This is a genomic window from Variovorax sp. GrIS 2.14, from assembly GCF_046115955.1.
Classification (GTDB): domain Bacteria; phylum Pseudomonadota; class Gammaproteobacteria; order Burkholderiales; family Burkholderiaceae_C; genus Variovorax.
On record NZ_JBJXIA010000017.1, the window covers coordinates 47164 to 72084 of the forward strand.

Annotated in this window: 25 protein-coding genes; 11 read left to right on the plus strand and 14 right to left on the minus strand. The window is 65.5% G+C overall.

What is annotated here, in order from left to right:
- Window positions 1-2 precede the first annotated feature (2 nt).
- From RCH10_RS21875 to argE, 7 genes are read right to left on the minus strand one after another with little or no spacing between them, the layout of a single operon-like run.
- On the minus strand, window positions 3-323 hold the full coding sequence (locus RCH10_RS21875) for a HigA family addiction module antitoxin (RefSeq protein ID WP_409054027.1): 321 nt from the start codon (window positions 321-323) through the stop codon (window positions 3-5).
- Between the two features lie 56 nt (window positions 324-379).
- The gene (locus tag RCH10_RS21880) at window positions 380-658 is read right to left on the minus strand and encodes a type II toxin-antitoxin system RelE/ParE family toxin (protein ID WP_409054028.1); all 279 of its coding nucleotides are present in this window, start codon (window positions 656-658) and stop codon (window positions 380-382) included.
- Between the two features lie 59 nt (window positions 659-717).
- The gene (locus RCH10_RS21885) at window positions 718-1053 is read right to left on the minus strand and encodes a polyhydroxyalkanoic acid system family protein (RefSeq protein ID WP_409054029.1); all 336 of its coding nucleotides are present in this window, start codon (window positions 1051-1053) and stop codon (window positions 718-720) included.
- Window positions 1046-2227, minus strand: coding sequence for an aminopeptidase (locus tag RCH10_RS21890; protein WP_409054030.1), 1182 nt, complete (start codon window positions 2225-2227; stop codon window positions 1046-1048). The genes RCH10_RS21885 and RCH10_RS21890 overlap by 8 nt, the downstream gene beginning before the upstream one ends.
- An 18-nt stretch (window positions 2228-2245) precedes the next feature.
- Complete coding sequence (locus tag RCH10_RS21895; protein ID WP_409054031.1) at window positions 2246-4348, minus strand: molybdopterin-dependent oxidoreductase; 2103 nt, start codon at window positions 4346-4348, stop codon at window positions 2246-2248.
- A 51-nt stretch (window positions 4349-4399) separates the two neighbouring features.
- A complete protein-coding gene (locus RCH10_RS21900; protein ID WP_409054032.1) occupies window positions 4400-5623 on the minus strand; it encodes a DUF445 domain-containing protein in 1224 nt (407 codons plus the stop codon).
- 58 nt (window positions 5624-5681) lie between these two features.
- Window positions 5682-6896, minus strand: coding sequence for an acetylornithine deacetylase (gene argE, locus RCH10_RS21905; RefSeq protein WP_409054033.1), 1215 nt, complete (start codon window positions 6894-6896; stop codon window positions 5682-5684).
- Window positions 6897-6996: 100 nt separating this feature from the next.
- On the opposite strand from argE, the gene RCH10_RS21910 reads away from it, so the two are divergent.
- The 3 genes from RCH10_RS21910 to RCH10_RS21920 all read left to right on the plus strand — a co-directional run bounded on the left by RCH10_RS21910 (window position 6997) and on the right by RCH10_RS21920 (window position 10595).
- Window positions 6997-8190 carry a glycerophosphodiester phosphodiesterase gene (locus RCH10_RS21910; protein ID WP_409054062.1) on the plus strand — a complete coding sequence of 398 codons (1194 nt, stop codon included), beginning with the start codon at window positions 6997-6999 and terminating at the stop codon, window positions 8188-8190.
- A gap of 99 nt (window positions 8191-8289) precedes the next feature.
- Complete coding sequence (locus RCH10_RS21915; RefSeq protein ID WP_409054034.1) at window positions 8290-9489, plus strand: M20 aminoacylase family protein; 1200 nt, start codon at window positions 8290-8292, stop codon at window positions 9487-9489.
- The gene (locus tag RCH10_RS21920; protein WP_409054035.1) at window positions 9486-10595 is read left to right on the plus strand and encodes a M14 family metallopeptidase; all 1110 of its coding nucleotides are present in this window, start codon (window positions 9486-9488) and stop codon (window positions 10593-10595) included. Before RCH10_RS21915 ends, RCH10_RS21920 begins: the two co-directional genes overlap by 4 nt.
- 27 nt (window positions 10596-10622) lie before the next feature.
- Here the strand turns inward: RCH10_RS21920 and RCH10_RS21925 are convergent, their stop codons facing one another.
- Complete coding sequence (locus tag RCH10_RS21925) at window positions 10623-11408, minus strand: type III pantothenate kinase (protein WP_409054036.1); 786 nt, start codon at window positions 11406-11408, stop codon at window positions 10623-10625.
- 25 nt (window positions 11409-11433) lie between these two features.
- Window positions 11434-11871, minus strand: coding sequence for a rhodanese-like domain-containing protein (locus tag RCH10_RS21930; protein WP_323494979.1), 438 nt, complete (start codon window positions 11869-11871; stop codon window positions 11434-11436).
- A 91-nt stretch (window positions 11872-11962) separates the two neighbouring features.
- On the opposite strand from RCH10_RS21930, the gene RCH10_RS21935 reads away from it, so the two are divergent.
- Genes RCH10_RS21935 through RCH10_RS21950 form a run of 4 tightly spaced genes read left to right on the plus strand, consistent with a single transcriptional unit; the run spans window position 11963 to window position 16636 of the window.
- Window positions 11963-12397 (plus strand): CopG family transcriptional regulator, encoded by a 435-nt coding sequence (locus tag RCH10_RS21935; RefSeq protein WP_409054037.1) that lies wholly within the window; start codon window positions 11963-11965, stop codon window positions 12395-12397.
- Window positions 12398-12448: 51 nt separating this feature from the next.
- Window positions 12449-13669 carry an alpha/beta hydrolase family esterase gene (locus tag RCH10_RS21940; protein ID WP_409054038.1) on the plus strand — a complete coding sequence of 407 codons (1221 nt, stop codon included), beginning with the start codon at window positions 12449-12451 and terminating at the stop codon, window positions 13667-13669.
- A gap of 56 nt (window positions 13670-13725) precedes the next feature.
- On the plus strand, window positions 13726-15084 hold the full coding sequence (gene gorA / locus RCH10_RS21945) for a glutathione-disulfide reductase (protein WP_409054039.1): 1359 nt from the start codon (window positions 13726-13728) through the stop codon (window positions 15082-15084).
- A 34-nt stretch (window positions 15085-15118) separates the two neighbouring features.
- Complete coding sequence (locus RCH10_RS21950; RefSeq protein WP_187054214.1) at window positions 15119-16636, plus strand: AMP nucleosidase; 1518 nt, start codon at window positions 15119-15121, stop codon at window positions 16634-16636.
- A 4-nt stretch (window positions 16637-16640) separates the two neighbouring features.
- On the opposite strand, the gene RCH10_RS21955 is transcribed toward RCH10_RS21950, so the two are convergent.
- The 4 genes from RCH10_RS21955 to RCH10_RS21970 form a co-directional block, all read right to left on the minus strand.
- Complete coding sequence (locus tag RCH10_RS21955; protein WP_409054040.1) at window positions 16641-17417, minus strand: sulfite exporter TauE/SafE family protein; 777 nt, start codon at window positions 17415-17417, stop codon at window positions 16641-16643.
- On the minus strand, window positions 17404-18204 hold the full coding sequence (locus RCH10_RS21960; RefSeq protein ID WP_409054041.1) for an ArsR/SmtB family transcription factor: 801 nt from the start codon (window positions 18202-18204) through the stop codon (window positions 17404-17406). The genes RCH10_RS21955 and RCH10_RS21960 overlap by 14 nt, the downstream gene beginning before the upstream one ends.
- Window positions 18205-18307: 103 nt before the next feature.
- On the minus strand, window positions 18308-19258 hold the full coding sequence (locus RCH10_RS21965; protein WP_409054042.1) for a pyridoxamine 5'-phosphate oxidase family protein: 951 nt from the start codon (window positions 19256-19258) through the stop codon (window positions 18308-18310).
- A 17-nt stretch (window positions 19259-19275) separates the two neighbouring features.
- A complete protein-coding gene (locus tag RCH10_RS21970) occupies window positions 19276-19944 on the minus strand; it encodes a glutathione S-transferase family protein (RefSeq protein WP_409054043.1) in 669 nt (222 codons plus the stop codon).
- Between the two features lie 107 nt (window positions 19945-20051).
- On the opposite strand from RCH10_RS21970, the gene RCH10_RS21975 reads away from it, so the two are divergent.
- From RCH10_RS21975 to RCH10_RS21985, 3 genes are read left to right on the plus strand one after another with little or no spacing between them, the layout of a single operon-like run.
- Window positions 20052-20942 (plus strand): LysR family transcriptional regulator, encoded by an 891-nt coding sequence (locus RCH10_RS21975; RefSeq protein WP_323494988.1) that lies wholly within the window; start codon window positions 20052-20054, stop codon window positions 20940-20942.
- A gap of 23 nt (window positions 20943-20965) precedes the next feature.
- On the plus strand, window positions 20966-21922 hold the full coding sequence (locus RCH10_RS21980) for an ATP-binding cassette domain-containing protein (protein ID WP_409054044.1): 957 nt from the start codon (window positions 20966-20968) through the stop codon (window positions 21920-21922).
- Window positions 21923-21924: 2 nt separating this feature from the next.
- The gene (locus RCH10_RS21985) at window positions 21925-22764 is read left to right on the plus strand and encodes an ABC transporter permease (protein ID WP_409054045.1); all 840 of its coding nucleotides are present in this window, start codon (window positions 21925-21927) and stop codon (window positions 22762-22764) included.
- A 61-nt stretch (window positions 22765-22825) separates the two neighbouring features.
- Here RCH10_RS21985 and RCH10_RS21990 read toward each other — a convergent pair whose 3' ends face one another.
- Complete coding sequence (locus tag RCH10_RS21990; RefSeq protein WP_187054207.1) at window positions 22826-23143, minus strand: hypothetical protein; 318 nt, start codon at window positions 23141-23143, stop codon at window positions 22826-22828.
- 269 nt (window positions 23144-23412) lie between these two features.
- Between RCH10_RS21990 and RCH10_RS21995 the strand changes: the two genes are divergently transcribed.
- Window positions 23413-24855, plus strand: coding sequence for an NAD-dependent succinate-semialdehyde dehydrogenase (locus tag RCH10_RS21995; RefSeq protein ID WP_409054046.1), 1443 nt, complete (start codon window positions 23413-23415; stop codon window positions 24853-24855).
- Window positions 24856-24921: the final 66 nt, after the last annotated feature.

Genomic DNA, 24921 nt, shown 5'->3' on the forward strand with positions numbered 1-24921 from the left:
AATCAGGCGGATTCAAATTCGCGTTCGATGGGCGTGATCTCTTTCGCGATCGTCTTGCCAGCCGCCTTAGCGGCAATTTTGAGATCGTAGGCCGCCTGCATATTCAGCCAACCTTGCGCGTCCACCTCGTCGCCACCGAAATAACGCGTCAAACGAAGAGCGGTATCCGCGGTCACGCCACGCCGTTCAAGGACGATGTCGTTCACGCGTGAAGCCGGCACGTGAATAGCCCTTGCCAGCGCGGCGGGCGTGAGCTTGAGCGGCTTCAAATAGTCCTGACGCAACACCTCGCCGGGGTGAACTGCGCGCATTCCGTTTTTCATAGCCAGTCCTGACTGTATTTCCGTACTGCGGCAACATTGCCGCTATCAATCAATGCTCAGCGGTGTAGATCTTCAATTACGACTTTGAACGGGGCGCCTGCAGCCTCGTCCCACTCGAACGTCAGCCGCCATTGCCGATTGATCCGCAGATGCCACGCACCATCGTAAAACTTGAGGTCGTTACCTGGAGGCAAACGCATGAAGCCGACAGTCGGTGCCGAGTCCAATTGCTGCAACTTACGGGTCGCGGGCTTCGTGATCGCAGCAAAACGCTTATTTGCGCCGTCACGAAAAAGTTGTTCGGTGTCGGCGTCCGCAAAAGATCGAATTGCCATCGCTCAGTCTATACCGACTAACGGCAATCGCTAGCCGTCCCAAACTAAGACTTGACGCGTTAAAGCCAGCCCTTCCCGTACCCGTCGTCCTCTTCTTCCGCCGGCTTCGTCCCCAACACCTCATCGATGTTGCGGGCGATCTTTGCGCTGATCTGGTCGCTGAACGCGCTGAACAAGAAGCCCAGCTCTGCTGTCAGGGTGAGCGAATCGGCGGTGACTTCTAGCGTGCCGTCGATACCGGGACGGGTGAACTGCGCGACGTCGCGGGCCTTGCCTTCGGTGTAGTCGCACTCGATCTCGAACTGTTCTCCGGCCTGTTCGATCCATTTGCGGGCAGCGGAGCGTGCGCCTTTCATGCCCAGCGTGTGGGTGCGTTCGATGTGAATGTCAGGCACCGCGGCCTCCCGTATTTTTTATGGTTGTGGTGGTTGGCGACGTGGCTGCCCGTGTCGCGGGAACGATCATCGCAGCAGATGCGGCGAGTGCCTTGTCAGCCGGGGCGCCCAGAGCTTCGAGCGCGGCAGTGCGCTGCGGCTTTTCCATCGCCGCCAACCGTTTGACGGCCGCATAGAAGCGCGGCCAGTCGCGGCCCTGCTGCTCGAACAGCGCCTCGAAGTTGGGCACGAGGTCGTCGTACGCCGCCTGCGCGCCGAACATCGCGTTGTTGGCGCGCGCGACCCAGCCGTCGTATGCGCCTTGGCGCGGACCGGGCCAGCTCGCCCTGAGCGTCGCATAGCGCGCGCGGAACTCGCCGAGCGCTGCCTTCTTCATCGCGGAGACTGCAGTCCAGTCGCGCGATTCGGCTTCCTTCGAATCGTAGATCGCGGTCAGGGCGCGGCGCGTTTGCAGGGTCAGTGCGCGGAATTGCTGGCGGCGGCCGTCGAATTGCGCATAGTCGGCGCGTGCCTGTGCGCTGTCTTCGCGCTGCAGCCACATCGCGCCGCCGATGCGCTCGACCGCGGTCGCGTACGACTCGTTGAACAGCGTGTCGTCGGGCACGTAGAGAACTTGGTGCGCCAGCTCGTGAAAGACGATGCGCGCGAGTTCGCCGTCGGGGTAGCCGATGAAAGTCGAGAGCAGCGGGTCGCCGCCGGCCCAGTTCATGTAGCCCAGCGTCGAGTAGGCGGGCACGGGGTAGACAGCGACTTCGAGCCCTTGCGCGGATTGCGCTGCGGCTTCTGTCTTGGCGGCGGCCTCGTCGTAGTAGCCGCGGTAGCCGACGCAACCCGCGATGGGGAAGCACCATGTCTTCAGCTGGAGCGAGTATTCGGGGGCAGCGACGACGTTCCAGATGGCGGCCGCCCGATGCAAATCGGCGTAGGCGGTGTAACTGCGGTTGTCGGGCAGGCCGAGGTCGGTGACGGCGAATCGACGGATGCGCTGGGTGAGTTCCAGCTTGGCCTTGAGGGCCGGGGCGGTGGCGGGGTCGGCGAGCCAGGTGGGCACAGAGCGGGCGGCGCGCATGAGGTCGATGTGGCCGTGGGCGGATTGCCAGTAGTAGCCCAGGTCGGCGCAGCCGGTGAGGAGGGACAGGGCGGCGGCCAGGGCTATGGATGGGAGCGTTCTCACAGGTACGGTGCCCTCACCCTAACCCTCTCCCGGGGGGAGAGGGGATAACGCGGGAAGAGGGGTTAACGCGGCGCGTTCTACCTGCACCAGGCAGTCGTAGAACGTGGGCCCGCGGCCGATGTCGGTGAGGCGCTGGCTGGTGAGCTGGTTGACGTTGGTGCCGTCCATGCCCAACTTGCGCCACCAGATGCCCATGCCATGCACGACTCCCGGACGGGCGCGGCGCGAGACTTCGGCGCGGCAGCGGTGCTCGCCGCGGCTGTTGAAGACGCGCACCGTGGCGCCGTCTTCGATGCCGCGCGCAGCTGCATCGTCGGCGTGGATCTCCAAAAGCGGCTCGACTTCGATCGCGCGCAGGCTTCTCACATTGACGAAGGTCGAGTTGAGGAAGTTGCGCGCCGGCGGCGAAATCATGGCGAGCGGGTATTGGGTCGAGCTGCCAGCTGGTTCGTAGTTGGGCACGTGGTCGGGCAAGCCGTCCTGGCCTTGGGCCTGTAGGCGCGCGCTGAAGAACTCGCAGCGGCCGGACGGCGTCGGAAAGTTGCCTTCGGCAAACGGCGCTTCAGGCAACTTCACGCTGGTGAAGCCTTGCGCGAGCAACTGTGCGTAGTCGATCGCGTCGTCGGCGAACGCGCTGCGGCAGATCGCCTCGTCGTCGTCCGAAAAGCACGGCTCGTCGAACCCCATGCGCCGCGCCAGTTCGCGAAACACCCAGGCGTTGCTGCGGGCCTCGCCACGCGGCGCCACCGCCGGGCGATTCAGCAGCACATCGGTGTGGCCGTAGCTGGTGTGGATGTCCCAGTGCTCCAGCTGGGTGGTGGCGGGCAACAGGTAGTCGGCATAGTCGGCGGTGTCGGTCTGAAACTGCTCGAGCACCACCGTGAAGAGGTCTTCGCGCGCAAACCCCGCGACCACCTTGCCCGAGTCCGGCGCGACGGCGACCGGGTTGCTGTTGTAGACCACGATCGCTTCGACCGGGTGGGCCGCATCGAGCAACGCATCGCCGATGGCGCTCATGTTGATGGTGCGCGGGCGCCGGCGCGCTATCAGGTCGGGCCGCTGCAGCGCGGCGCGATCGACCGGGTACTGGCCGGAGCTGCTCAGCAGCAAGCCACCGGCGCGATGACGCCAAGCCCCGACGAGGGCCGGCAGGCACGCGACGGCACGCGCTGCATTGCCGCCGCCGCGCACCCGCTGCATGCCGTAGTTCAGCCGGATGGCAGCTGGTTTGGCCGTGCCATACGCCTGCGCCAGCGCGACGATCTGCGCCTCCGGCACGCCGCACACCGCGGCCGCACGCGAGGGTGGCCATTGCAGCGCGCGCTCGCGCAGCGCGTCCCAGCCCAGCGTGTGCTGCGCGATGTAGTCGTGGTCGAGCCAGTCGTTGACGATGAGCTCATGCATGAGCGCCAATGCCAGCGCGGCATCTGTGCCGGGCAGCAACGCGATGTGCTCGTCGCACTTGTCGGCGGTTTCGGTCTTGCGCGGGTCGATGCACACCAGCCGCGCGCCGGCGCGCTTGGCGGCCTGCGCATGGCGCCAGAAATGCAGGTTGCTGCCGATCGAATTGCTGCCCCAGATCAGGATCAGCTTGGCCTCTGCGAAGAACTCGGTCCGCATGCCGACCTTGCCGCCCAGCGTGTAGACCATGGCCTCACCGCCGGCGGTCGAGCAGATGGTGCGGTCGAGCAACGACGCGCCGAGCTTGTGGAAGAAGCGCCGGTCCATCGACTCGCCCTGCACCAGCCCCATGGTCCCGGCGTAGCTGTACGGCAGGATCGATTCGGGGTTCGCGCTGGCGATGGATTTCAGGCGCGCTGCGATGTCGTCGAGCGCCACCTCCCACGTCACCGGCTCGAACTGGCCCGAGCCTTTGGGCCCGACGCGCTTGAGCGGTTGCACCAGCCGTTCGGCGTGGTCGTTGCGCTCTATGTAGCGCGAGACCTTGGTGCAGAGCACGCCGCCCGTGTGAAAGTGATCGGCATTGCCTTGCAGCTTGATCGCCTTGCCGTCTTGCACGGTGGTGACCAGCGCGCAGGTGTCGGGACAGTCGTGCGGGCAGGCGCCCAGCACGGCGGAAGTTCTGGAATTTCCAGGAAGCACAGGGGATGCGAGGGCCATCGCCCGAGTCTAAAACGCAAGCGCCGAAAAGATTGCGCACGCCGCAAAAGCTCAAGGCGACAGCATGCGGGTCAATGAATAGATCGCCAACCCGACCAGCCCACCCACCAGCGTGCCGTTGACCCGGATGAACTGCAGGTCGCGCCCGATGTTGCGCTCCAGCTCGGCCGTCATCTCGTCGGCATTCCACTCCTGCACGCGCTCGACGATGTAGCGCCGGATGTCTTCGCGGTAGCGCTCGATCGCAGCCGGCGCGGCCGCCTCGATCTGCTCGTTGATCCAGCGGCGTATCGGCTCGTCGCGCTGCAACCGTGCGCCGAGCGATCCCGCCATCGTGACGACGCGCTGTCGGATGCTCGAATCGTCCCGCGCCAGGTCGGCATGCAGCCAGGCCAGCAACTCGTCCCACAGGCCGTGCGTGTATTCGGCCAACGCCGGGTGCGCCTGCAGCTCGGCACGGATCTGCTCGCCGCGCGCCTGAAATTCCGGGTCGTGCTTGAGCTTGACCACGAAGTCGCCGACGAACGCATCGAAGCGCTGCCGCAACGGGTGCGCCGGCTCGGCGGCCAGTTCGCCGATGGTGCGCGCCACGGCCGCGACGATCTTTCGCATGGCGGCGCGGGCGGCCACCTGGTCGAGCCCGACGTAGCGCAGCGTCTTGATCTCCCGCGCGATGGCTTCGGTGATGCGGCCCTGTAGCTCATCGCCTTCGATCAGCCCCGCGACTTGGTTCAGCACGTCGTCTAGCAGCGCCTGATGGCGGCCACCTGCGGTGAGTGCGTCCAGCGCCTGGCCGAGCAAGCGCGACAGGTCGATCTGCGCCAGCCCGGCGGTCACCGTACGACCGAGAAAGTCGCGCACCCGTGCGTCGTCCAGCGCGTCGAGGGCGTAGCGCGCCACCGTGACCGCGTGGTCGCCCATCGCGCGGGCGTGCGCGGGGGAAGCCAGCCAGTCGGCCAGCCGCGCGGCGGCGTCGAACTCTTTCAACTTCGACAGCACCTGCGAGGTGCTCAGGAAGTTGTTGCAGATAAAGCCGGCGAGGTTGGCGCCGATGCGGTCTTTGTTGGCCGGGATGATGGCCGTGTGGGGAATCGGCAGGCCGAGCGGATGCCGAAACAGCGCGACCACCGCGAACCAGTCTGCAATGGCGCCGACCATCGCGGCCTCCGCAAAGGCGGCCACGTATCCGAGCCACGGATGGCGCGGCTCGAAGGCTTTGGCCAGCGCGTACAGCAGCGCTGCGGCGCAGAGCAGGCCGAGCGCGATGCGTTTCAAGATGACGACTGCGGCAAATGCAGAGGCAAAAACGCCGGCAGTTTCAACGCCAGCAAGTTCAACGGATATCGCGCGTGATCGACAGCCCCTGAAGGAACTGCTCGCAGCGCGCGAGTTGCGCCAAGGTGACGAACTCGTCCGGCTGGTGCGCCTGCATGATGCTGCCGGGGCCGCACACCACCGTCGGAATGCCGGCGCTCTTGAAGATGCCCGCTTCGGTGCCAAAAGCCACCAGCGTGGTGCGCTGCTCTTTCGACAGACGCTGGGCCAGCTTGGTGATCGGCTCGTTGGCGGTGCTCAAAAAGCTCGGCACCTCGCAGATCGTCTCGAAGGTGAAGCCGGCGTCGGGCGCAACGCGTTTCATGGCTTCTTCGGCGCGCGCGGCGTAGGCGACGACTTCTCTCTGCATGGCCGCCGCATCGGCAGTGGGCAGGTTCCTGAATTCGTAGCGGAACTCGGCGTCGCGCGGCACCACGTTGTCGGCGATGCCACCATGAAACTGGCCGACGCTGGCGGTGCTGAACGGCACATCGAAGCCTTCGTAGCGGCGCTCGCTGTTCTCGAAGCCATCGGCCATGTCGCGCACCTTGTTGACCACGCGCGCCGCCATCTCGATGGCATTGACCGACTGCGGCGTGAGCGACGAATGGGCCTCCTTGCCTCGCACGCAACACTTGTAGCGGTACACGCCCTTGTGGGCGATGGCCGGCACCATGTTGGTGGGCTCGCCGATGATGCAGGCCACCGGCTTCACCAACTGCTCCTTCATGTCGGCGATGAGTTCCCTGACGCCGAAGCAGCCGACTTCTTCGTCGTAGCTGAAAGCGAAATGCACCGCGTAGGGCGAGTCGCTCTCGATGAAGTGCTCGGCATTGGCCAGCGCGATCGCAATGAAGCTCTTCATGTCGGCGGAGCCGCGGCCGTAGAGGCGGGGCTCGGCGCGCTCGACTTCGCCGTCGGCGCGCAGGCCTTCTTGCGGCCAGTCCTGCACCATGGCGGAGAGCGGATCGACCGTCCAGTCCTGGCCGTCCCACGGCACGGTGTCGGTGTGGCCTGAAACGATGATGCCGTTGGGCTTGCCTGCGCCCAGCGTGGCGAAGAGGTTGGCCTTTTTCTTGTCGGCGCTGTAGGTGAGGCGGCTGCGCACGCCCAGGCCGGCAAGGTGGTCGCGGGCAAAGTCGATCAACTCGAGATTGCTGTTCGAGCTCACCGTGTTCATGCGCACGAGGGTCTGGGCAAATTCGAGGCTGCGGGCGGAAAGTGTTTGCGACATGAATTTGATTGTCCGGGAAGTCGGATGCGCCGCGCATTCGACTGAAGCGTCATAGTGCCGGTGTAGGCTGCAGTTTTACTCTCACGGAGTCAGTTTGATGATGAAACCATTTGCAACGGCACTCACTGCCGCCGCAACGCTCGCACTCGTTGCATGCGCCATGCCCGGTGCCGATTCGGCCAAGGGCCTGATCACCCTCGACGGCAAGCAGCCGCTGGTTGTCGCGCACCGTGGTGCTTCAGGTTATCTCCCGGAAGAGACGATGGAAGCCTATTCGCGCGCCGTCGAGCTGGGTGCCGACGTCATCGAAATGGACCTTCTCATCACCAAGGACGGCGTGCTGGTCGCGCGGCACGACCCCAACCTGGCAATCAGCACCGACGTCGCGAGCCATCCCGAATTTGCCGCGCGCAAGAAGACGATGAAAGTCGACGGCGAAACGCAGACCGGCTGGTTCATTCAAGACTTCACCCTGGCAGAAGTCAAGACGCTGGGCGGTATATCGACCGACGCAGAGCGGCCGCAGCAGTTCAACGGCAAGTTCAAGGTCGTGACCTTCCAGGAAATCCTCGACTTCCAGAAGCTGAAGACGCGCGAAACCGGCCGCGCCATCGCGATCTACCCGGAAACGAAGAACCCGACCTGGTTCCGCGACATGGGTTTGCCGCTGGAAGACAAGCTCATCGCGATGATCAACGCCGCGGGCCTGAACAGCAAAACTGCGCCCATCTACGTGCAGTCGTTCGAGCCCGGCAGCCTGAAATACATGAAGAGCAAGGGCTTGAACACCAAGCTGATCCAGCTCATCGACGGCGACGGCATCGACATGAAGACCGGCGCCATGACCTATGCGATTCCGGTCGACCGGCCTTACGAATGGGCCAAGGCCGGCGACGCGCGCACCTTCAGCGCGATGGTGACGCCGGCCGGCCTGGCTGAAATCAAGACCTATGCAGACGGCATCGGCCCGTGGAAGCGCTACATCATCAGCATCAAGGGCACGATGGGCGCCGACGGCAAGCCGGTCGACGTCAACAAGGACGGCAAGATCAACGATGCCGACGCCACCTCGATCACGCCGACGACGCTCGTTGCCGACGCGCACAAGGCCGGCCTCTTCGTGCATCCCTTCACTTTCCGCAACGAAAACCGTCGTTTGCCGATCGATTACGCGGGCGACCCGAAGAACGAGTACCTGGCGTACTACCGTTTGGGCGTGGACGGTGTGTTCACCGATTTCACCGACACCGCGATCACTGCCCGTACGGCATACATGAAGGAAATCGGGCGTTGATCTGAAAGTACTCAGTACGGGGGCAAGGGAGCCGCGCCGTGCCACCCGGCACGGTACTGGCTAGACTGGTGTTTTGATCGCCACGCCAGTCCACCCCCAATGAAACTCATCGACTCCCTCGTTACCCAGGCCGCCGGCATCGCCTCGATCCGGCGCGACATTCACGCGCACCCTGAACTCTGCTTCAAGGAAGTGCGCACCGCCGATGTCGTGGCAGCCAAGCTGACCGAATGGGGCATCCCGATCCATCGCGGGCTGGCGACCACCGGCGTGATCGGCATCGTCAAGAACGGCACCAGCGACCGCGCAATCGGCCTGCGCGCCGACATGGACGCCCTGCCGGTCACCGAGCTCAACACCTTCGCCCACTCCAGCCAAAACCAGGGAAAGATGCATGCCTGCGGCCACGACGGCCACACGGCGATGCTCCTTGCTGCGGCCCAGCACCTGGCCAAGAACCGGAACTTCGACGGCACCGTCTACCTGATCTTCCAGCCGGCAGAAGAAGGCGGAGGCGGCGCCCGCGAGATGGTAAAGGAGGGCCTGTTCGAAAAGTTTCCGATGGATGCGGTCTACGGCATGCACAACTGGCCGGGCATGAAGGTCGGCCAGTTCGCGGTGAGCCCCGGCCCTGCCATGGCATCGAGCAACGAATTCAAGATCACGATCCACGGCAAGGGCGGTCATGCGGCGCTGCCGCACACCGGCGTCGACCCGCTGCCGGTGGCTTGCGAGATGGTGCTCGCGTTTCAGACCATCCTCACGCGCAACAAGAAGCCGACAGACACCGGCCTGATTTCAGTCACGATGATTCATGGCGGCGAAGCCAGCAACGTGATCCCGGACACCTGCCAGCTGCAGGGCACAGTGCGCACCTTTACCCATGAAGTGCTCGATTTGATCGAGTCGCGCATGAAGAAGATCGCGGAGCACATCGGCGCCGCGCACGATTGCGAAGTCGACTTCTACTTTCACCGCAACTATCCGCCGACCATCAATTCGACGGATGAAGCCAACTTCGCGCGCGGCGTGATGGCGAGCATCGTCGGCGAAGACAACGTGCTGGTGCAGGAAGCTGCGATGACAGCCGAAGACTTCTCCTTCATGCTGCTTGCCAAGCCCGGCGCCTATGCCTTCATCGGCAACGGCGACGGCGCGCACCGCGACATGCACCACGGCGGCGGGCCGTGCACGCTGCACAACGCCAGCTACGACTTCAACGACGATTTGATTCCCCTCGGCGCAACCTGCTGGGTCGAGCTGGCGGAGCAATTCCTCAAAGCGCGGAGCATCGCGTGATCGGGGTTGTCGAAGCCTTTTCCCCGACCTATTCGATCGCGCGTGCCAAGTTCCTGAAGGCGTGCGCCGCGGCTGGCCTGACGGTCGATTCGCATGTGCATCCGCTCAAAGGCGGTGAAGGCGAAGAGATCGCGATGGACGTCGCGCTCGACGGGGCAGCCGATGCAAAGCAGCTGCTCATGGTCACCAGCGCATGCCACGGCGTCGAAGGCCATTGCGGCAGCGGCGTGCAGGTGTTCTCGCTGTACGACGACGAGTGGCGCGACAAGGCGCGCGCAGCCGGCGTCGCCGTGCTTTATGTTCATGCGCTGAACCCGCACGGCTTTTCGCACGGACGGCGCGTCACCAACGAGAACGTCGACCTGAACCGCAACTTCTCCGACTACACGAAGCCGTTGCCGGTGAATGCGGCCTACGCCGAACTGCACGCGCTGCTGCTGCCAGCCGCCTGGCCACCGACACCGGACAACCAGGAAGCCATCAACGCGTGGATCGCGACGCACGGCGTGGCGGCCTACCAGGCTGCCGTTACCGGAGGGCAGTACCAGTTCGAAGACGGCTTGTTCTTCGGCGGCAAGGCGCCGACCTGGAGCAACCAGACCTTCCGCAAGGTGCTGCGCACGCATGCGCAATCGGCGCGTGGACTGGCATGGATCGACCTGCACACCGGCCTCGGACCCAACGGCCTCGGCGAACGCATCTTCGCGGCCCGCGACGACAAGGCCGCCTACGCGCGCGCCAACGCCTGGTGGGGCACGCCGGAGATGCCGGTGACCTCGATCTACGACGGCTCGTCGACCTCGGCCTTTTTGACCGGACTGATGTGCGGCGCGATATACGACGAATGCCCCGCGGCCGACTACACCGGCATCGCCCTCGAATACGGCACGCAGCCCATCATGGAGGTGACCGGCGCGCTGCGGGCCGACCACTGGCTGTACCAGCATCCCGAGGCGCCGGCTGAGCTGGCGTCGTCGATCCGCGCGCGCATGCTCGAAGCGTTCTATACCAATGCGGATGCATGGAAGGGCCAGATCATCAGCCAGGCGCGGCAGGCGATGTTCCAGGCGGTAGACGGCCTCACGGCCGCCGGTTCCGCTCGCTGATTCGACTGAGGCCGCGGCAGGCCGCGCTCAGGCGGCGCGCGCCTCGGCGATGACCAGCAGCCCGTCCATGATCAGGCTCTCGACCAGCTCGAAGTTCACGTTCATGGAAGGCGCCATCTTCCAGCCCGCACCGCCGGTGATGTAGCAGGCCGGCTCGGCCCCGCAGTGCGTTCGCACGTGCTGCACCATGCGCTCGACCGCACCCGCGATGGCGTAGGTGCCACCACTGGTCAGCGCATCGCTCGTGTTGGTCGGAAACTCCCGCACCTCGCCGGTCGGCACATGCAGCCCGGCGGTGCCCGACTCCAGCGCGCGCAGCATGATTCCGTGGCCCGGCAAGATGAGGCCGCCGAGGAACTTGCCTTCAGCGTCGATCGCCTCGACCGTGACCGCGGTGCCGATCATCACGACCACCATGGGGCGCGGGCCTTTGTCGAGTTCGCGCTGTTGCGCCAGCATGCGATGGCGCGCGCCGATCATCGCCACCCAGCGGTCGGCGCCGAGCCGCGTCGGATGGTCGTAGCCGTTGACGACGCCGGCCTCCGCCGCGCTCGACACCACCCAGCGCGGCGAGCAATCGAAGCGCTCGTGGACCTGTTCTTCGGCGCGACGCCGCACCGCATCGCCCGCCACCACGCAGCCGAGCATCGAGACGGGCGCGATGGGCAAATCGGCCCACGGACCGTCGGCCAGCTTCTCGATGTGATCGAGAAACTCGGCCCCCGAAGCCAGCGCGACGGCACCGGGACGTGCCATGTCGTAGAGGGCCCACTTGAGCCGGGTATTGCCGATATCGATCGCGAGAAACGCCATGCGCGGGATTATCAGCCTCGGCGCCTCAGTTCTGCTTCCACGGCAAGCCATGAAAGCGCCAGCCCCCAGTGCGTCCGCGATGGCCTTCGGCATCGGGGTTGCCTTCGAAGCCTTCCAGGATGTTGTAGGCCTCGATGCCCAGTTGCATCGCACGTTTGGCGGCCGGAATGGAGCGCACGCCGCTGCGGCACAGCAGCACGGCCTTCTTGCCTTGCGGCACCGCTGCACGCATAGCGCTGTCGAAGCCTTCATTCATCGCCATGCCCGGCCACTGCTTCCATGCCAGCGGCACCGCGCCGGGCACGTAGCCGACCCATTCGCGCTCGGCATCGCTGCGCACGTCGATCAGCACGGCCGCATCGGTGGCGACCCATTGCGCTGCCGTTTGCGGCGTGATGTCACCGGCGTAGCCTTCGGCGGGATCAATGGCCGAAGGCGCGGATTTGTCAGATGGTTGGGTCATCCGGAAATTCTGCCAGTACGCGCCTAGTTAAAGTTATTCGCCTACAAATCAGCCCCTTACCATCCGTGTGGATGGTGGTAGGATGCTTTTCATGAACCAGACCGCCACCGCCGTCGCGTTGCAGCCCGCCAAAGCCAAGCCGCTCGACTCCGAGAAGATCACCATCAACCTCGGCTATGTCGACCTCGGCCACATCGATCTGCTGGTGAGCGAAGGCTTCTATTCGAACCGCACCGACTTCATCCGCACTGCCATCCGCAACCAGCTCACCGCGCATGGTGAAGCGCTCAAGCAGGTGGTCGCCCGCAAGATGCTGGTGCTCGGGCTGCAGCAGTTCGACGCGGCCGCGCTCGAGGCAGTGCGCGCGGCCGGCCAGACTTTGCAGATCCGCGTACTGGGGCTCGCGGCCATCGGCCTCGACGTGACGCCGGAGCTGGCTTTGGCCACCATCGATTCCATCACCGTGCTGGGGGCGCTGCATGCCAGCGCTGCCGTCAAGACCGCGCTCGCCGGCCGCATCCGCTAGACCTTGAACATCCGAACATCCGAACAGCCGAAAACCCGACCCAAAGACGTCATGAACAACCTCTTCCAAAAATTGATGACCGAAGCGACGAAGCTGACCCACAGCGGGCAGTTGCAGGCCGCGACGGATGCAATCCAGCGGGCGTTGCGTGGGGCCACGGAGGCGGCGCAAACCGCTGCTTCACAAGCAACTTCGGCGTTCGAGTCCTCGACTCGCGCCAAACCCGAGCCCAATGCCACTGCGCGCACGACGCCGCCCGACAACACCAGCGTCGTGCTCGATGGCTGTACGCGAATGGTGGACACGCCGGCTGGTGCCCCCGCCGAAGCCGACATGGCGTATGTCGCCCCGGACGTCGACACCGAAGCCCTCCCCGAGCAATGGACCGACGGCAGCTTTACCCACCAAGGCCGCACCCTCGACTACAAGCTGTACGTGCCACCGAGCGCCGCCGGTCTCGCCATCACGCCGAGACCGCTGGTGCTGATGCTGCACGGCTGCACGCAAGACCCGGCCGACTTCGCCGCGGGCACGCAGATGAACACGCTGGCCCGCGCGCTCGGCGTGGTCGTCCTGTACCCGGCGCAGACGCAGCATGCCAATGCGCAGCGTTGCTGGAACTGGTTCAAGCCGCAGCACCAGCAGCGCGACCGCGGCGAGCCCGCGTTGCTGGTCGCGCTGACCGAATCGGTCATGGCCGAAAACCACGTCGATCCGGCGCGGGTCTACGTCGCGGGGCTGTCGGCCGGCGGTGCCATGGCGGACATCCTCGGGCGCTGCTATCCCGATGTCTTCGCGGGCGTCGGTGTGCACTCCGGCCTGCCCAGCGGCGCGGCGACCGATGTGATGGCGGCGCTGTCGGTCATGCGCAGCGGCGCGGGCGCGACGCCCCACGCCGCCGCTTCCTCGACCTCTTCCACCACGACGGCCTCCATGCCGCCGCTCATCGTGTTCCACGGCGATGCCGACAGCACTGTCAACCCGCGCAACGGCGATGCCGTGGTCGACGCCGCAGTCGGCGCCAATCCGTCGACGCCGCGCATCGCCGAAGGCAGTTCGACGGCAGGCCAACGCTTCACGCGCACCGTCTACGCGGCCGCGCCGGGACGTAATACGGTCGAACACTGGCGCCTGCACGGCGGCGGCCACGCCTGGTCGGGCGGGAGCTCGCGAGGCAGCTTCACCCAGCCGAACGGGGCGGACGCCAGCGCAGAAATGCTGCGGTTTTTTCTTGCGCATCCACTGCGGCGCGAGCCGGTAGCCGTTCAATAGGCCTCGCCACCAGCGCATATCGACAGCCGGCTACAGTCGTCGTCAAGGAGGCTTTCATGCCCACATACGACTTCGATTTATTTGTCATCGGCGGCGGCAGCGGCGGCGTGCGCGCATCGCGCATGGCAGCGCAACGCGGTGCCCGTGTTGCGCTGGCCGAGGCGGCCGAACTCGGGGGCACCTGCGTCAACGTCGGCTGCATTCCCAAGAAGCTCTACAGCTACGCGGCCGGCTATGCGGAAGCCTTCGCGGAAGCGCCCGGCTTCGGCTGGACGCTGTCGGAGCCGCCTCGCTTCGACTGGGCGCACTTGAAGACGCAGCGCGCAAAGGAGATCACGCGGCTCAACGGCGTCTACGCCTCGTTGCTGAAGACTGCCAACGTCACGCTGTTGAACGGCTGGGCGCAACTGGTCGACGCCCACACCGTGGATGTCGACGGCACGCGCTATACCGCCAAGAATTTGCTGATCGCCACCGGCGGCACGCCCTGGGTGCCCGAGCTGCCAGGCCGCGAGCACATCCTGACGTCCGACGCGATGTTCGACCTCGATCCGTTTCCCAAGCGCCTGCTGGTGGTCGGCGGCGGCTACATCGCCTGCGAGTTCGCGTCGATCTTCAACGGTCTCGGAGCCAAGGTCACTCAAGTACATCGCCGGGCGCACCTGTTGAGCGGCTTCGATGACGACGTGCGCCAATTTCTCGCGAGTGAAATGGGCAAGGCAGGGGTCGACATCCGCCTCAGCAGCGAAATCGACTCCATTTCGCGCGGCCCGGGCGGGCTGAACGTGATGCTCGCGCGTGGGGCGACCATCGAGGTCGACACGGTGCTCTTCGCAACCGGTCGTGTGCCCAACACGCAGGCGCTCGGGTTGGAGGCGGCGGGCGTGGCCGTCGACGAGCATGGCGCCATCGCGGTCGACGCGCACTACAAGACATCGGTGCCGTCGATCTACGCGGTCGGCGACGTGTCGAGCAGCGTGCAACTCACGCCGGTCGCACTGGCCGAGGCCATGGTCGTGGTCGATGCGCTGTTCGGCGATCGAGTGAGAAAGCTCGACTACGAGTTCATCCCGACGGCGGTGTTCACCCACCCGAACATCGGCACCTGCGGCTATTCGGAAACCGATGCGCGCGCGAAGTTCGGCAAGGTCACCGTGTTCTGCACCGAATTCCGCGCCCTGCGCCATACCTTGTCGGCGAGCACCGAACGCACCTTCATGAAGCTGGTGGTCGACAAGGCCAGCGACCGCGTGGTCGGGCTGCATTTGGTCGGCCCCGATGCCGGCGAGGTGGTGCAGGGCTTTGCCGTGGCCATGCGCGCCGGCGCGACCAAGGCGCTGTTCGACAGCACCATCGGCATCCATCCGACCGTTGCCGAAGAGTTCGTGACGATGCGGGTGCCTGTGGCCGGCTGATTCGCAATGCTTTCGGGCGCTGCACAATGTCCGCATGCCCTACATGCCAGCCTTCATCGCACCCGCCCGCTTCACCGATGCCGCCGAAGCACTCGAACAGGTTCGCAGCATCTACAACGGCGGCCTGCAGCATCTGCGTGACGCCATGCAGCGCTTCGTCGACGGGGACAGCCTGCCGGGCCGGGTGCGGGCGTGCTACCCGTTCGTGCGGGTGCACACGCACACCGTCTCGCGCAACACGCCACCCGCCAACGCCGGCCTGAGCTACGGCTTCGTGGCCGGGCCGGGGCGTTACGAGACGACGTTGACGCGGCCCGACCTCTTCAACCGCTACTACCTCGAACAGTTCCGCCTGCTGCTTGAAAACCATCAGGTCGAACTTGAGATCGGCACCAGCACGCAGCCGATTCCCATCCACTTTTCGTTCACCGACAACGATCACGTCGAAGTCTCGATGAGCCTCGACCGCCGCGCGCTGATGCGCGACGTGTTCGACCTGCCCGACCTGCACGCGATGGACGACGGCATCGCCAACGGAACCTTTGAAGCCAAGCCCGGTGAAGCGCAGCCGCTGGCGCTCTTCACCGGCGCCCGCGTGGACTACTCGCTGCACCGCTTGCGCCACTACACGGGCACGGTGCCGGAGTGGTTCCAGAACTTCGTGCTGTTCACCAACTACCAGTACTACATCGACGAGTTCGTGCGGCTGGGTCATGAAGCGATGACCGACGAGAAGAGCGAGTACGTCGCCTTCATCGAACCGGGCAACGTGATCACGCGGCGGCGCGGTCTGGCTGCGGGCGCCGACACGACCTATCGCGAGTTGCTCGACGGCAGCCAGGGCACGGCGCCACCGCGCTTGCCGCAGATGCCGGCCTATCACCTGGTGCGCGAAGACCGCAGCGGCATCACGATGGTCAACATCGGCGTCGGTCCGGCCAATGCCAAGACCATCACCGACCACGTCGCGGTGCTGCGCCCGCATGCTTGGATGATGCTCGGCCACTGCGCCGGACTGCGCCCGAGCCAGCAACTCGGCGACTACGTGCTGGCCCACGCCTACGTGCGTGAAGACCACGTGCTGGACGAAGAGTTGCCGCTGTGGGTACCGATTCCAGCGCTGGCCGAAATCCAGTTGGCGCTGGAGCGCGCAGTCGAACAGGTGACGAAAGTGAGTGGCCCCGATCTGAAGAAGTTCATGCGCACCGGCACCGTCGCCAGCACCGACAACCGCAACTGGGAACTGCTGCCCGGCAACCAGCCGCAGCGCCGCTTCAGCCAGAGCCGCGCCGTCGCGCTCGACATGGAAAGCGCGACCATCGCCGCCAACGGCTTCAGGTTTCGGGTGCCCTACGGCACGCTGCTGTGCGTGAGCGACAAGCCGCTGCACGGCGAGATCAAGCTGCCGGGCATGGCCAATCATTTCTATCGCGAGCGCGTCGAGCAGCACCTGCGCATCGGCATGGCGGCCATCGACATCCTGCGCAGCGAAGGGTCGAGCAAGTTGCACAGCCGCAAGCTGCGCAGCTTTGCCGAGGTGGCGTTTCAGTAAAGTTTCAATGGATGGCGCGGGCGGCCATGTAAGCGCCGAGCAAGCCAAGGCCGATCAGAAAGCAGCGCTTGAAAACGGCCGGCGACAGGCGTTCGCGCAACCATTGCCCCGCCGCCATGCCGGCCAGCGCGGGGAGCAGCATCGCCACCGACATGCCAAGTGTCGCCGCGGGATAGCCACCCCCATGGCCCATGTCGAAAGCCAGCGCTGCGGCCAGTGCAAGGGTCGACGTGGTGAAGGAAATGCCCATCGCCTGCACCAGTTCGTCGCGCTGCAAGCCGAGCGCTTGCAGGTAGGCCACGGCCGGGACCACGAAGACACCCGTCACCGCAGTGACCAGCCCGGTGAGTACACCGATCAGCGGTCCGAGCCAGCGCTCGTGGCGCGGCGCGATCACGAAGCTCCGACCCATCAGGCCCCACACCGCATAAGCCATCAGGGCAACACCCAGAAGCACCGAAGCCCACGCGGCCGCCGGTGCGCCGAACAGCAGCGCGCCGGCCCAGGTGCCCACGCAAACGCCGACCTGCATGCCTGCGATGCGGCGCCACATCGCTGGCACAGAGGACCACGGGCGGATCTGCCAGAGGTTGGTGACCAGCGAAGGCACGATCAACAAAGCCGCAGCCTCGACCGGTGCAATCCAGAGCGCCAGCAGCGCCATCGACACGGTGGGCAAGCCGAGGCCGATCACACCCTTGACTACACCGGCAGCGACGAAGACACCGGCGACCGCTGCCATGGCCGCCGCGGCCGGCACGCTCCACTCAGCGGCGAGCATGGGTCGACGGCGCTGCACGCGCCGCGAGTGGTTGTGTGCTCAGGCCGAACAGTTCCGGCATCTCGCGCTCGGCCTTCAACGTCACGGTGAGCGCACGGCCATCGAGCGCCTGCCGCACCCAGCCGCGCCGCAGCGCCAGTTGCAGGCAAGCTGCGCCCAGGGCACCACCGAGATGCGGGCGCCGCTCGCTCCAGTCGAGGCAGGGGCACGCAAAGCGTCGTCGCGATCGTCGTGCGGCATCGACGTCGAGACCGAGGCTTTCGAGGGCAACCGCGCCGTCGGATGTGAGGTCGTATGAGCCGCTTTGCAGACCGCTCAGCCAGCCTTGCGCATGAAGGCGGTCGTGCAGCGCGACGCCGGCTGTGCCTGCCATGTGGTCGTAGCAAGTGCGGGCGCTGCGCAAACGCATGGGCGTGTTGGGCTCGAAGGTCGAGAGCGCCGCGGCTGTGGCTGAAGTTCGCGCCGCACCCGATCCTCTCGAGGCGCCGGCGACGACGAGCAGGCTTTCGAGCGCGGCCGCCACGTCGTCGTCGGCCAGCCGGAAGTAGCGGTGACGGCCTAGCGCGATCGATTCGATGAGCCGCTCTTCTTTCAGCCGCGCCAAGTGGGCGCTGGTCGTCGACGCTGCAACCTCGGCGACGACGGCGAGTTCGGTCGCGGTGCGCGCGTGCCCGTCCATCAGGCAGCACAGCATCCGGGCACGCGCAGGCTCGGCGATGGCGCCGGCGAGCCGAGCCAGTTGCACGTCGGCGTTGGGATACGAAACAGAAAGGGCATCGGGATTCATCTGCAGATGCTAAGGCGACGTCACATCGCACACTTCGTTCACCAACGAAGTGTCGCAGGCGCCTCTGCCCGCAGTGCCCCGAGGTTGGCTATTGCACCCGTTGCTACTGCACCCGGCCCCAATGCAGCGGCAACGGCGCGGGGCGCCGAAGCATGCGATCGACACGCAGCCGAACGAGCCGCTCGGCGCCAGGAAGCGCATCCACCTCCGGGCCGGTCCAAACGATCTCCGCCGTGACGGCGAGCTGCAGCAGATCGCCGCTGTCGTAGTCGATGAACAGCAGGCCGGCGCGCGGGTTGAGGGCGAGGTTGCCCAGCGTGTTGAAGAAGCGGTTGCCGCTGTAATCGGGAACCGTGAGAACGCGATGGTCGTCGATGCGAACGAAGCCGGCCGGCCCGCCGCGATGCGACACATCGACGCCATGCGATGGCTGGTCATCGGTGCCGCTCCGGGGATGCGCGGTGGCGATGAAAAACGTGTCGGCACTCGCGATCAACAGACGCGCTTGGTGGTCGAGCGCGTCGACTCGCACTGCTGCAGTCGATGCGCGGTGCGCAGTACGCACAGACGACTCGACCGCAGCGTCCTCAGCAGCAGGCGCGAAGCTGGCCTGCCGCCGCACGATGTACTTGGGGCAATTGCCGAAACTCTGTCCCACCGCGATGCTGAGACTTTGTGCATCGACTTCGTCGATCCAGCCGTTCATGCGATTGCGGCGCCGCGCATGCGGCTCGATGCCCAGAACGCCGATCGGCGCGCCGACGTTCAACGCATCGCACAAAGGGTCGTCCCCCATTGGCAGCGAATCGACGCGCAGATGCCGCGTATCCGGGGCGTGAGCGAATCCCGGCGGCCCGGCCAGCACGCTGGCCCACGGCTGGCCGCTCGCGTCGACGCTGCCGAACATCACGAACGGCAACTGCGCGAAGAAGGCCCGATGCGGGTCCGGCATCTCGTCGCGCATGATGGGCGGCCCGATCTCGGCCAGGCGTTCGCGCAAACCGACACGCGCTTGCAGCGCCTGCTCGCCCAAATGAAACGCTTCGTTGGTCATGGCAGTAAGGCCTCCGTCTACTTTGACGACACTGCAAGCCCGACCGGCGTGCGCACCATCGGCAGGAAGCCCGGCAATGCCTCGATGCGTTCGAGCCAGGCGCGCAGTTGCGGGTAAGGGTCGAGCGATACGTTGCCTTCGGGCGCGTTGGCAACGTACGCATAGTTGGCGAGGTCGGCCAGCGTGGCGCTCGCGCCGACCAGGAACGACTGCCGACTCAACTGCGCCTCCATCACCTGCAGCAAGGCATGCGACCGGGCGATCGTCTCGGTCGCATCGATCGGCCGGTTGAACACCACCAGAACGCGCGCCGCCGCCGGGCCATTCGCCAGCGGTCCGGCCGCGACCGACAGCCAGCGCTGCACGTGCGTCGCTCCCTCCGGATCGCGTGGCATCCAGCGTGTCGGGTCCGACGCATACCGCTCATTCAGATAGACCAGGATCGCGTTCGAGTCGGCAAGGACCACGTCGCCATCCTCGATGACCGGCACCTGTCCAAAGGCATTCAGCGCCAGAAACTCCGGTGTGCGGTGCGCGCGCTGCATGAAGTCGATCTCGATGGCGTCGAAGGGCAGCCCGAGGATCGACAGGAACAGGCGCACGCGATGCACATGCCCTGAGATGACGTTGCCGTAGAGCTTGATGGGTTGCGCTGGCAGCGGATTGTTGCGGGTCGAGTTCGACATGGTCGGCTTTCAAGTGAATGCAATGACCCGATTCTTTTCTCTTGCAGCCCAAGCATGAATAGCGATTTGCACATTTGACTGCTGCGTATTTCGGTTTAATCTGCACCATGGACCGACTCAAAGCCATGCAGACTTTCGTGCAGATCGCCGATCAGGGCAGCCTCACCAAAGCCGCCGATGCCATGGGCAGTTCGTTGCCTGCGGTGGTGCGGTCGCTGGCCGCACTCGAAGCGCATCTGGGCGTACGGCTTTTTCATCGCACCACGCGGCGCAACTCGCTCACCGAAGAAGGCCAGCGTTATTTGGAGAGCGCACGCGATGTACTGGCCGCCGCCGACGCGGCCGACCTGGCACTGACCGCCGAGGCACGCGAGCCGGCAGGCCGGCTCACCGTGACCGCACCCGTGCTGTTCGGCCACATGTACGTCGCGCCGGCGATCACCCGCTTTCTAGCGCGTTACGACACCATGCACTGCAGCGTGCTGCTGCACGATCGCCAGGTCAACCTGCTGGAAGAAGGCGTCGACGTCGGCATCCGCATCAGCCCGCTCGCCGACTCGTCTCTGGTCGCGCAGCGGCTCGGCACGGTGCGGCACGTGGTGGTGGCGAGCCCCGACTATCTGGCGCGCCACGGGACGCCCGGGCACCCGCGCGAACTGGCACATGCCAACTGCGTACGCGTGCATCCGAACAGCACCGCGCCGTGGGGGTTCGAGCATCAGGGCAAGCCGTTCTCCGTCGCGACGCGGGGCAACCTGGACTTCAATCACATCGCGCCAGCCATCGAGTCGTGCGCAGTCGGTATGGGCTTCGGCTTGTTCTTCTCTTACCAGGTGCTGCCGCACGTTGCGCAAGGCCGGCTCAAGATCGTGCTCGATGCCTTCGAGCCGCCACCCACGCCGGTCAACGTGATCTATCCGCATGCGCGCTTGTTGCCTGCACGCACGCGGGCCTTTGTCGACTGGATGAAGGCGGAGTTCACCGGCCTCGCGCTGTGACGGCGCGGGCCCACAATGCACATGTGACTGCCCCTACCGATTCCACCGACGCCACCGACTCTCTTTTCAAGGTCCGCAATCTAAGCAAGCGCTATGGCAGCAACACCGTCGTCGACGATCTGTCGTTCGACATCGCGCCCGGCGAATGTCTCGGCGTGATCGGCCCGAACGGTGCGGGCAAGACCACCACCATCCGCATGTGCCTCGGCCTCACGGTCCCCGACAGCGGAACCATCGATGCGCTCGGGCTGTCGATGCCGCGCGACGCGCTGGCCATCAAGGCGCAGATCGGCGTGGTCACCCAGTTCGACACGCTCGACCCTGATTTCAGCTGCGCCGAAAACCTGGTCGTTTACGGCCGCTACTTCGGCTTCAGCAAGCGCGAGATTTTGCCGCGTGTGCCCGAGCTGCTTGAGTTCGCGGCGCTCTCGCACAAGACCGATGCCAAGCCAGGTGAACTCTCCGGCGGCATGCGCCGGCGGTTGTCGCTGGCGCGTGCACTGGTCAACGATCCCAAGCTGCTGCTGCTCGACGAGCCCACGACCGGGCTCGACCCGCAAGCACGCCACCTGATGTGGGAGCGCTTGCAGGTGCTGCTGCAACAAGGCAAATCGATCTTGCTGACCACGCACTTCATGGACGAAGCCGAGCGCCTGTGTTCGCGTCTGCTGGTGCTCGACCACGGTCGCAAGATCGCCGAAGGCAAGCCGAGCGATCTCATCGCCGAACATCTGGAACCCGACGTCGTCGAGGTGTACGGCAACGGCGCCGTCGCACTGGCCGAGGTGCCCGAACTGAAGGCGATGGCCGCGCGCGTCGAGGTCAGTGGCGAGACGGTTTTTTTCTACACGCAGGATGCGCGTGCGTTGCTGGCGGCGCTGGGCGCCCGGCAAAGCGGGCTGCGCACCTTTCACCGGCCGGCCAACCTCGAAGACTTGTTCCTCAAGCTCACCGGCCGCCAGATTCGCGAGGACGGCTAGGCATGACCACGACCACTGCAAAGGGCACCATTGCGGCGAACTCCGCGGCTCCATCGATCTGGCGGCCGCCGGCACTCTCGATGCGCTGGTGGCCGGTGTTCCTGCGCAACCTGCTGGTGTGGCGCAAGCTGGCGATCCCGAGCCTCATCGGCAACATCGCCGAGCCGTTGATCTGGCTCGTCGCCTTCGGCTACGGCATGGGCGCGCTGGTCGGCCAGGTGGCGGTCGATGGCGTCAAGGTACCGTACATCCTGTTCCTGGCGAGCGGCTCGATCTGCATGAGCGCCATGAACGCGGCGAGCTTCGAGGCGCTCTACTCGGCCTTCTCGCGCATGCATGTGCAAAAGACGTGGGACGGCATCATGAACGCGCCCGTCGGGCTCGACGACATCGTGCTGGCCGAGATGCTGTGGGCCGCGTTCAAGTCCATCTTCACGGTCACCGCCATCCTCTTGGTGATGCTGGCGCTGGGCATCAGCCACAGCCCTAAGCTCATCGTCGCGTGGCTGGTGCTCATCGCCTCGGGCATCACGTTTTCGAGCATCGCGCTGGTCTTCAATGCGCTGGCGAAGGGCTACGACTTCTTCACCTATTACTTCACGCTCTTCATGACGCCGATGATGTTCCTGAGCGGCGTGTTTTTTCCGCTGGAGCAATTGCCTGGGGTGGTGCGCGTCATTGCGGCCTGGTTGCCGCTGGCCAACGCGGTAGCGTTGGTACGGCCGCTCTTCATGGACCAGTGGCCAGCCGACTGGGTACGCCACGCGGTGGTGCTGGCGGTGTATGCCGTGGCAGCGTTCTGGATTGCGCTGGGGCTGACGCGCAAACGGTTTCGAGGCTGAGCGCACGACGTCGGCAGGACAGCCGAGAGCGGCCCATCGGCCAAGGACGGCCGGGTCGGTGTCAGATGTCGTCCGGCAGCCGGGGGATGTCGCCGAGCGCCTCGTCATTGCGCAGGTCGCCCGCTGCCTTGAGCAGGCCGATCGACAAGCCATCGCGTTGACCGGCAAAGCCTTTGGCGATGCCTTCCAGCGCGGTGGACAACGGCACATCGCCATCGTCGCGCGCGTCGATGCTGATGTTCAAGACGCGTGCCGCCATCTGCCGGTACGTGACCACGCCGGCCTTTTCAAGCACCGCCACCAGGTCGAGGTAAAGAGCGAGGTTGAGGTCGAAAACCAACTTGGCTGTCGGGTCGAAGTTGTCGTCGGTGTCTGCCACGGTGCGCTCCTTTTTTCTGCGTGTCTTCCGACACTCTAGCCAAAAAGAAAGTGCGTCCATTCGGCCGCGCGTAGGAGGAGCGCCCGAACCTCGATGCCGTCCCGCTGCGACCCCACGCACGAGGCGGTCGCCGGTCGTTGGTAAAGTTGTCGCCCTCGCTGCTGTCGCTCCGCTTGGCCTGGCCTGGCCTGGCGTCGTTTTGGCCAAATTCAGATACAGCGCGGCCACTTTCATCCCACCCTCACTCCTCCTCAGGAAAAGGCACCTTCATGACAACCAGCTATACCGACACCCGCCTGCTCATCAATGGCGAATGGACCGACGCCAAGAGCGGCAAGACCATCGACGTGATCAACCCGGCCACCGGCAAGCCGATCGGCAAGGTCGCGCACGCCGGCATCGCCGACCTCGACCAGGCGCTGGCGTCTGCCCAGCGCGGTTTCGATGCGTGGAAGAACACGTCGGCTCCCGAGCGCGCCAACGTCATGCGCAAGGCCGCCGGCCTGCTGCGCGAGCGCGCCGACGCCATCGCGCGCCTGCTCACGCAAGAGCAAGGCAAGCCGCTGATCGAAGCCCGCGGTGAGGTGATGGCTGGCGCCGAAATCATCGAATGGTTCGCCGACGAAGGTCGCCGCGTGTACGGCCGCATCGTGCCGTCGCGCAACCTGGCCGCGCAACAACTCGTGCTCAAGGAGCCGGTCGGTCCGGTCGCCGCTTTCACGCCTTGGAACTTCCCGATCAACCAGATCGTGCGCAAGCTCGGCGCGGCTCTGGCCACCGGTTGCTCGTTCCTGGTGAAGGCGCCGGAAGAAACGCCGGCATCGCCTGCCGCGCTGCTGCAATGCTTCGTCGATGCCGGCATCCCGCCCGGCACCGTCGGCCTGGTGTGCGGTGACCCGGCTGAAATCTCCAGCTACCTGATCGCCAGCCCGATCATCCGCAAGGTCACCTTCACCGGCTCGACGCCCGTTGGCAAGCAACTGGCCGCGCTGGCCGGCTCGCACATGAAGCGCGTGACGATGGAACTCGGCGGCCACGCGCCGGTGATCGTTGCCGAAGACGCGGATGTCGCGCTCGCGGTAAAGGCGGCGGGTGCTGCCAAGTTCCGCAATGCCGGCCAAGTCTGCATTTCGCCGACCCGCTTTCTGGTGCACAACAGCCTGGTCGACGAGTTCTCGAAGGCACTGGTCAAGCACGCTGAAAGCCTGAAGCTCGGTGACGGCCTGACCGCCGGCACCACCCTCGGCCCACTCGCGAATGCACGCCGCATCACGGCCATGGCCAAGGTGATGGACGATGCGCGCGCCAAGGGCGCCACCATCGCCACCGGCGGTGAACGCATCAGCGGCGAAGGCAACTTCTATGCACCGACCGTCATCACCAACGTGTCGCTCGACGCCGACGTGTTCAACAACGAGCCTTTTGGCCCGGTCGCAGCGGTCCGCGGTTTCGACACTCTCGAAGAAGCCATCACCGAAGCCAACCGCCTGCCCTTCGGTCTGGCTGGCTATGCCTTCACCAAGTCGATCAAGACGGCGCACATCCTCGGCCAGCGGCTCGAACTCGGCATGCTGTGGATCAACCAGCCTGCCATGCCATCGGCCGAGATGCCTTTCGGTGGCGTCAAGGATTCGGGCTACGGTTCGGAAGGCGGCCCAGAGGCGCTGGAGTCGTACCTGGTGACGAAGTCGGTGTCGATCCTCGGCGTTTGATACCGAACGAGACCGCGCCATAGGTGCCGCCCCGCGCGGCACGCACTGCGGCAGACCGTGATGGTC

Excerpts from the sequence above, each read along its gene's own strand:
- RCH10_RS21875 (WP_409054027.1), bottom strand. The coding sequence starts at position 323 with ATGAAAAACGGAATGCGCGCAGTTCACCCCGGCGAGGTGTTGCGTCAG.
- RCH10_RS21880 (WP_409054028.1), bottom strand. The coding sequence starts at position 658 with ATGGCAATTCGATCTTTTGCGGACGCCGACACCGAACAACTTTTTCGT.
- RCH10_RS21895 (WP_409054031.1), bottom strand. The coding sequence starts at position 4,348 with ATGGCCCTCGCATCCCCTGTGCTTCCTGGAAATTCCAGAACTTCCGCC.
- argE (WP_409054033.1), bottom strand. The coding sequence starts at position 6,896 with ATGTCGCAAACACTTTCCGCCCGCAGCCTCGAATTTGCCCAGACCCTC.
- RCH10_RS21910 (WP_409054062.1), top strand. The coding sequence starts at position 6,997 with ATGAAACCATTTGCAACGGCACTCACTGCCGCCGCAACGCTCGCACTC.
- RCH10_RS21915 (WP_409054034.1), top strand. The coding sequence starts at position 8,290 with ATGAAACTCATCGACTCCCTCGTTACCCAGGCCGCCGGCATCGCCTCG.
- RCH10_RS21925 (WP_409054036.1), bottom strand. The coding sequence starts at position 11,408 with ATGGCGTTTCTCGCGATCGATATCGGCAATACCCGGCTCAAGTGGGCC.
- RCH10_RS21930 (WP_323494979.1), bottom strand. The coding sequence starts at position 11,871 with ATGACCCAACCATCTGACAAATCCGCGCCTTCGGCCATTGATCCCGCC.
- RCH10_RS21935 (WP_409054037.1), top strand. The coding sequence starts at position 11,963 with ATGAACCAGACCGCCACCGCCGTCGCGTTGCAGCCCGCCAAAGCCAAG.
- RCH10_RS21940 (WP_409054038.1), top strand. The coding sequence starts at position 12,449 with ATGAACAACCTCTTCCAAAAATTGATGACCGAAGCGACGAAGCTGACC.
- gorA (WP_409054039.1), top strand. The coding sequence starts at position 13,726 with ATGCCCACATACGACTTCGATTTATTTGTCATCGGCGGCGGCAGCGGC.
- RCH10_RS21950 (WP_187054214.1), top strand. The coding sequence starts at position 15,119 with ATGCCCTACATGCCAGCCTTCATCGCACCCGCCCGCTTCACCGATGCC.
- RCH10_RS21955 (WP_409054040.1), bottom strand. The coding sequence starts at position 17,417 with ATGCTCGCCGCTGAGTGGAGCGTGCCGGCCGCGGCGGCCATGGCAGCG.
- RCH10_RS21960 (WP_409054041.1), bottom strand. The coding sequence starts at position 18,204 with ATGAATCCCGATGCCCTTTCTGTTTCGTATCCCAACGCCGACGTGCAA.
- RCH10_RS21965 (WP_409054042.1), bottom strand. The coding sequence starts at position 19,258 with ATGACCAACGAAGCGTTTCATTTGGGCGAGCAGGCGCTGCAAGCGCGT.
- RCH10_RS21970 (WP_409054043.1), bottom strand. The coding sequence starts at position 19,944 with ATGTCGAACTCGACCCGCAACAATCCGCTGCCAGCGCAACCCATCAAG.
- RCH10_RS21975 (WP_323494988.1), top strand. The coding sequence starts at position 20,052 with ATGGACCGACTCAAAGCCATGCAGACTTTCGTGCAGATCGCCGATCAG.
- RCH10_RS21985 (WP_409054045.1), top strand. The coding sequence starts at position 21,925 with ATGACCACGACCACTGCAAAGGGCACCATTGCGGCGAACTCCGCGGCT.
- RCH10_RS21995 (WP_409054046.1), top strand. The coding sequence starts at position 23,413 with ATGACAACCAGCTATACCGACACCCGCCTGCTCATCAATGGCGAATGG.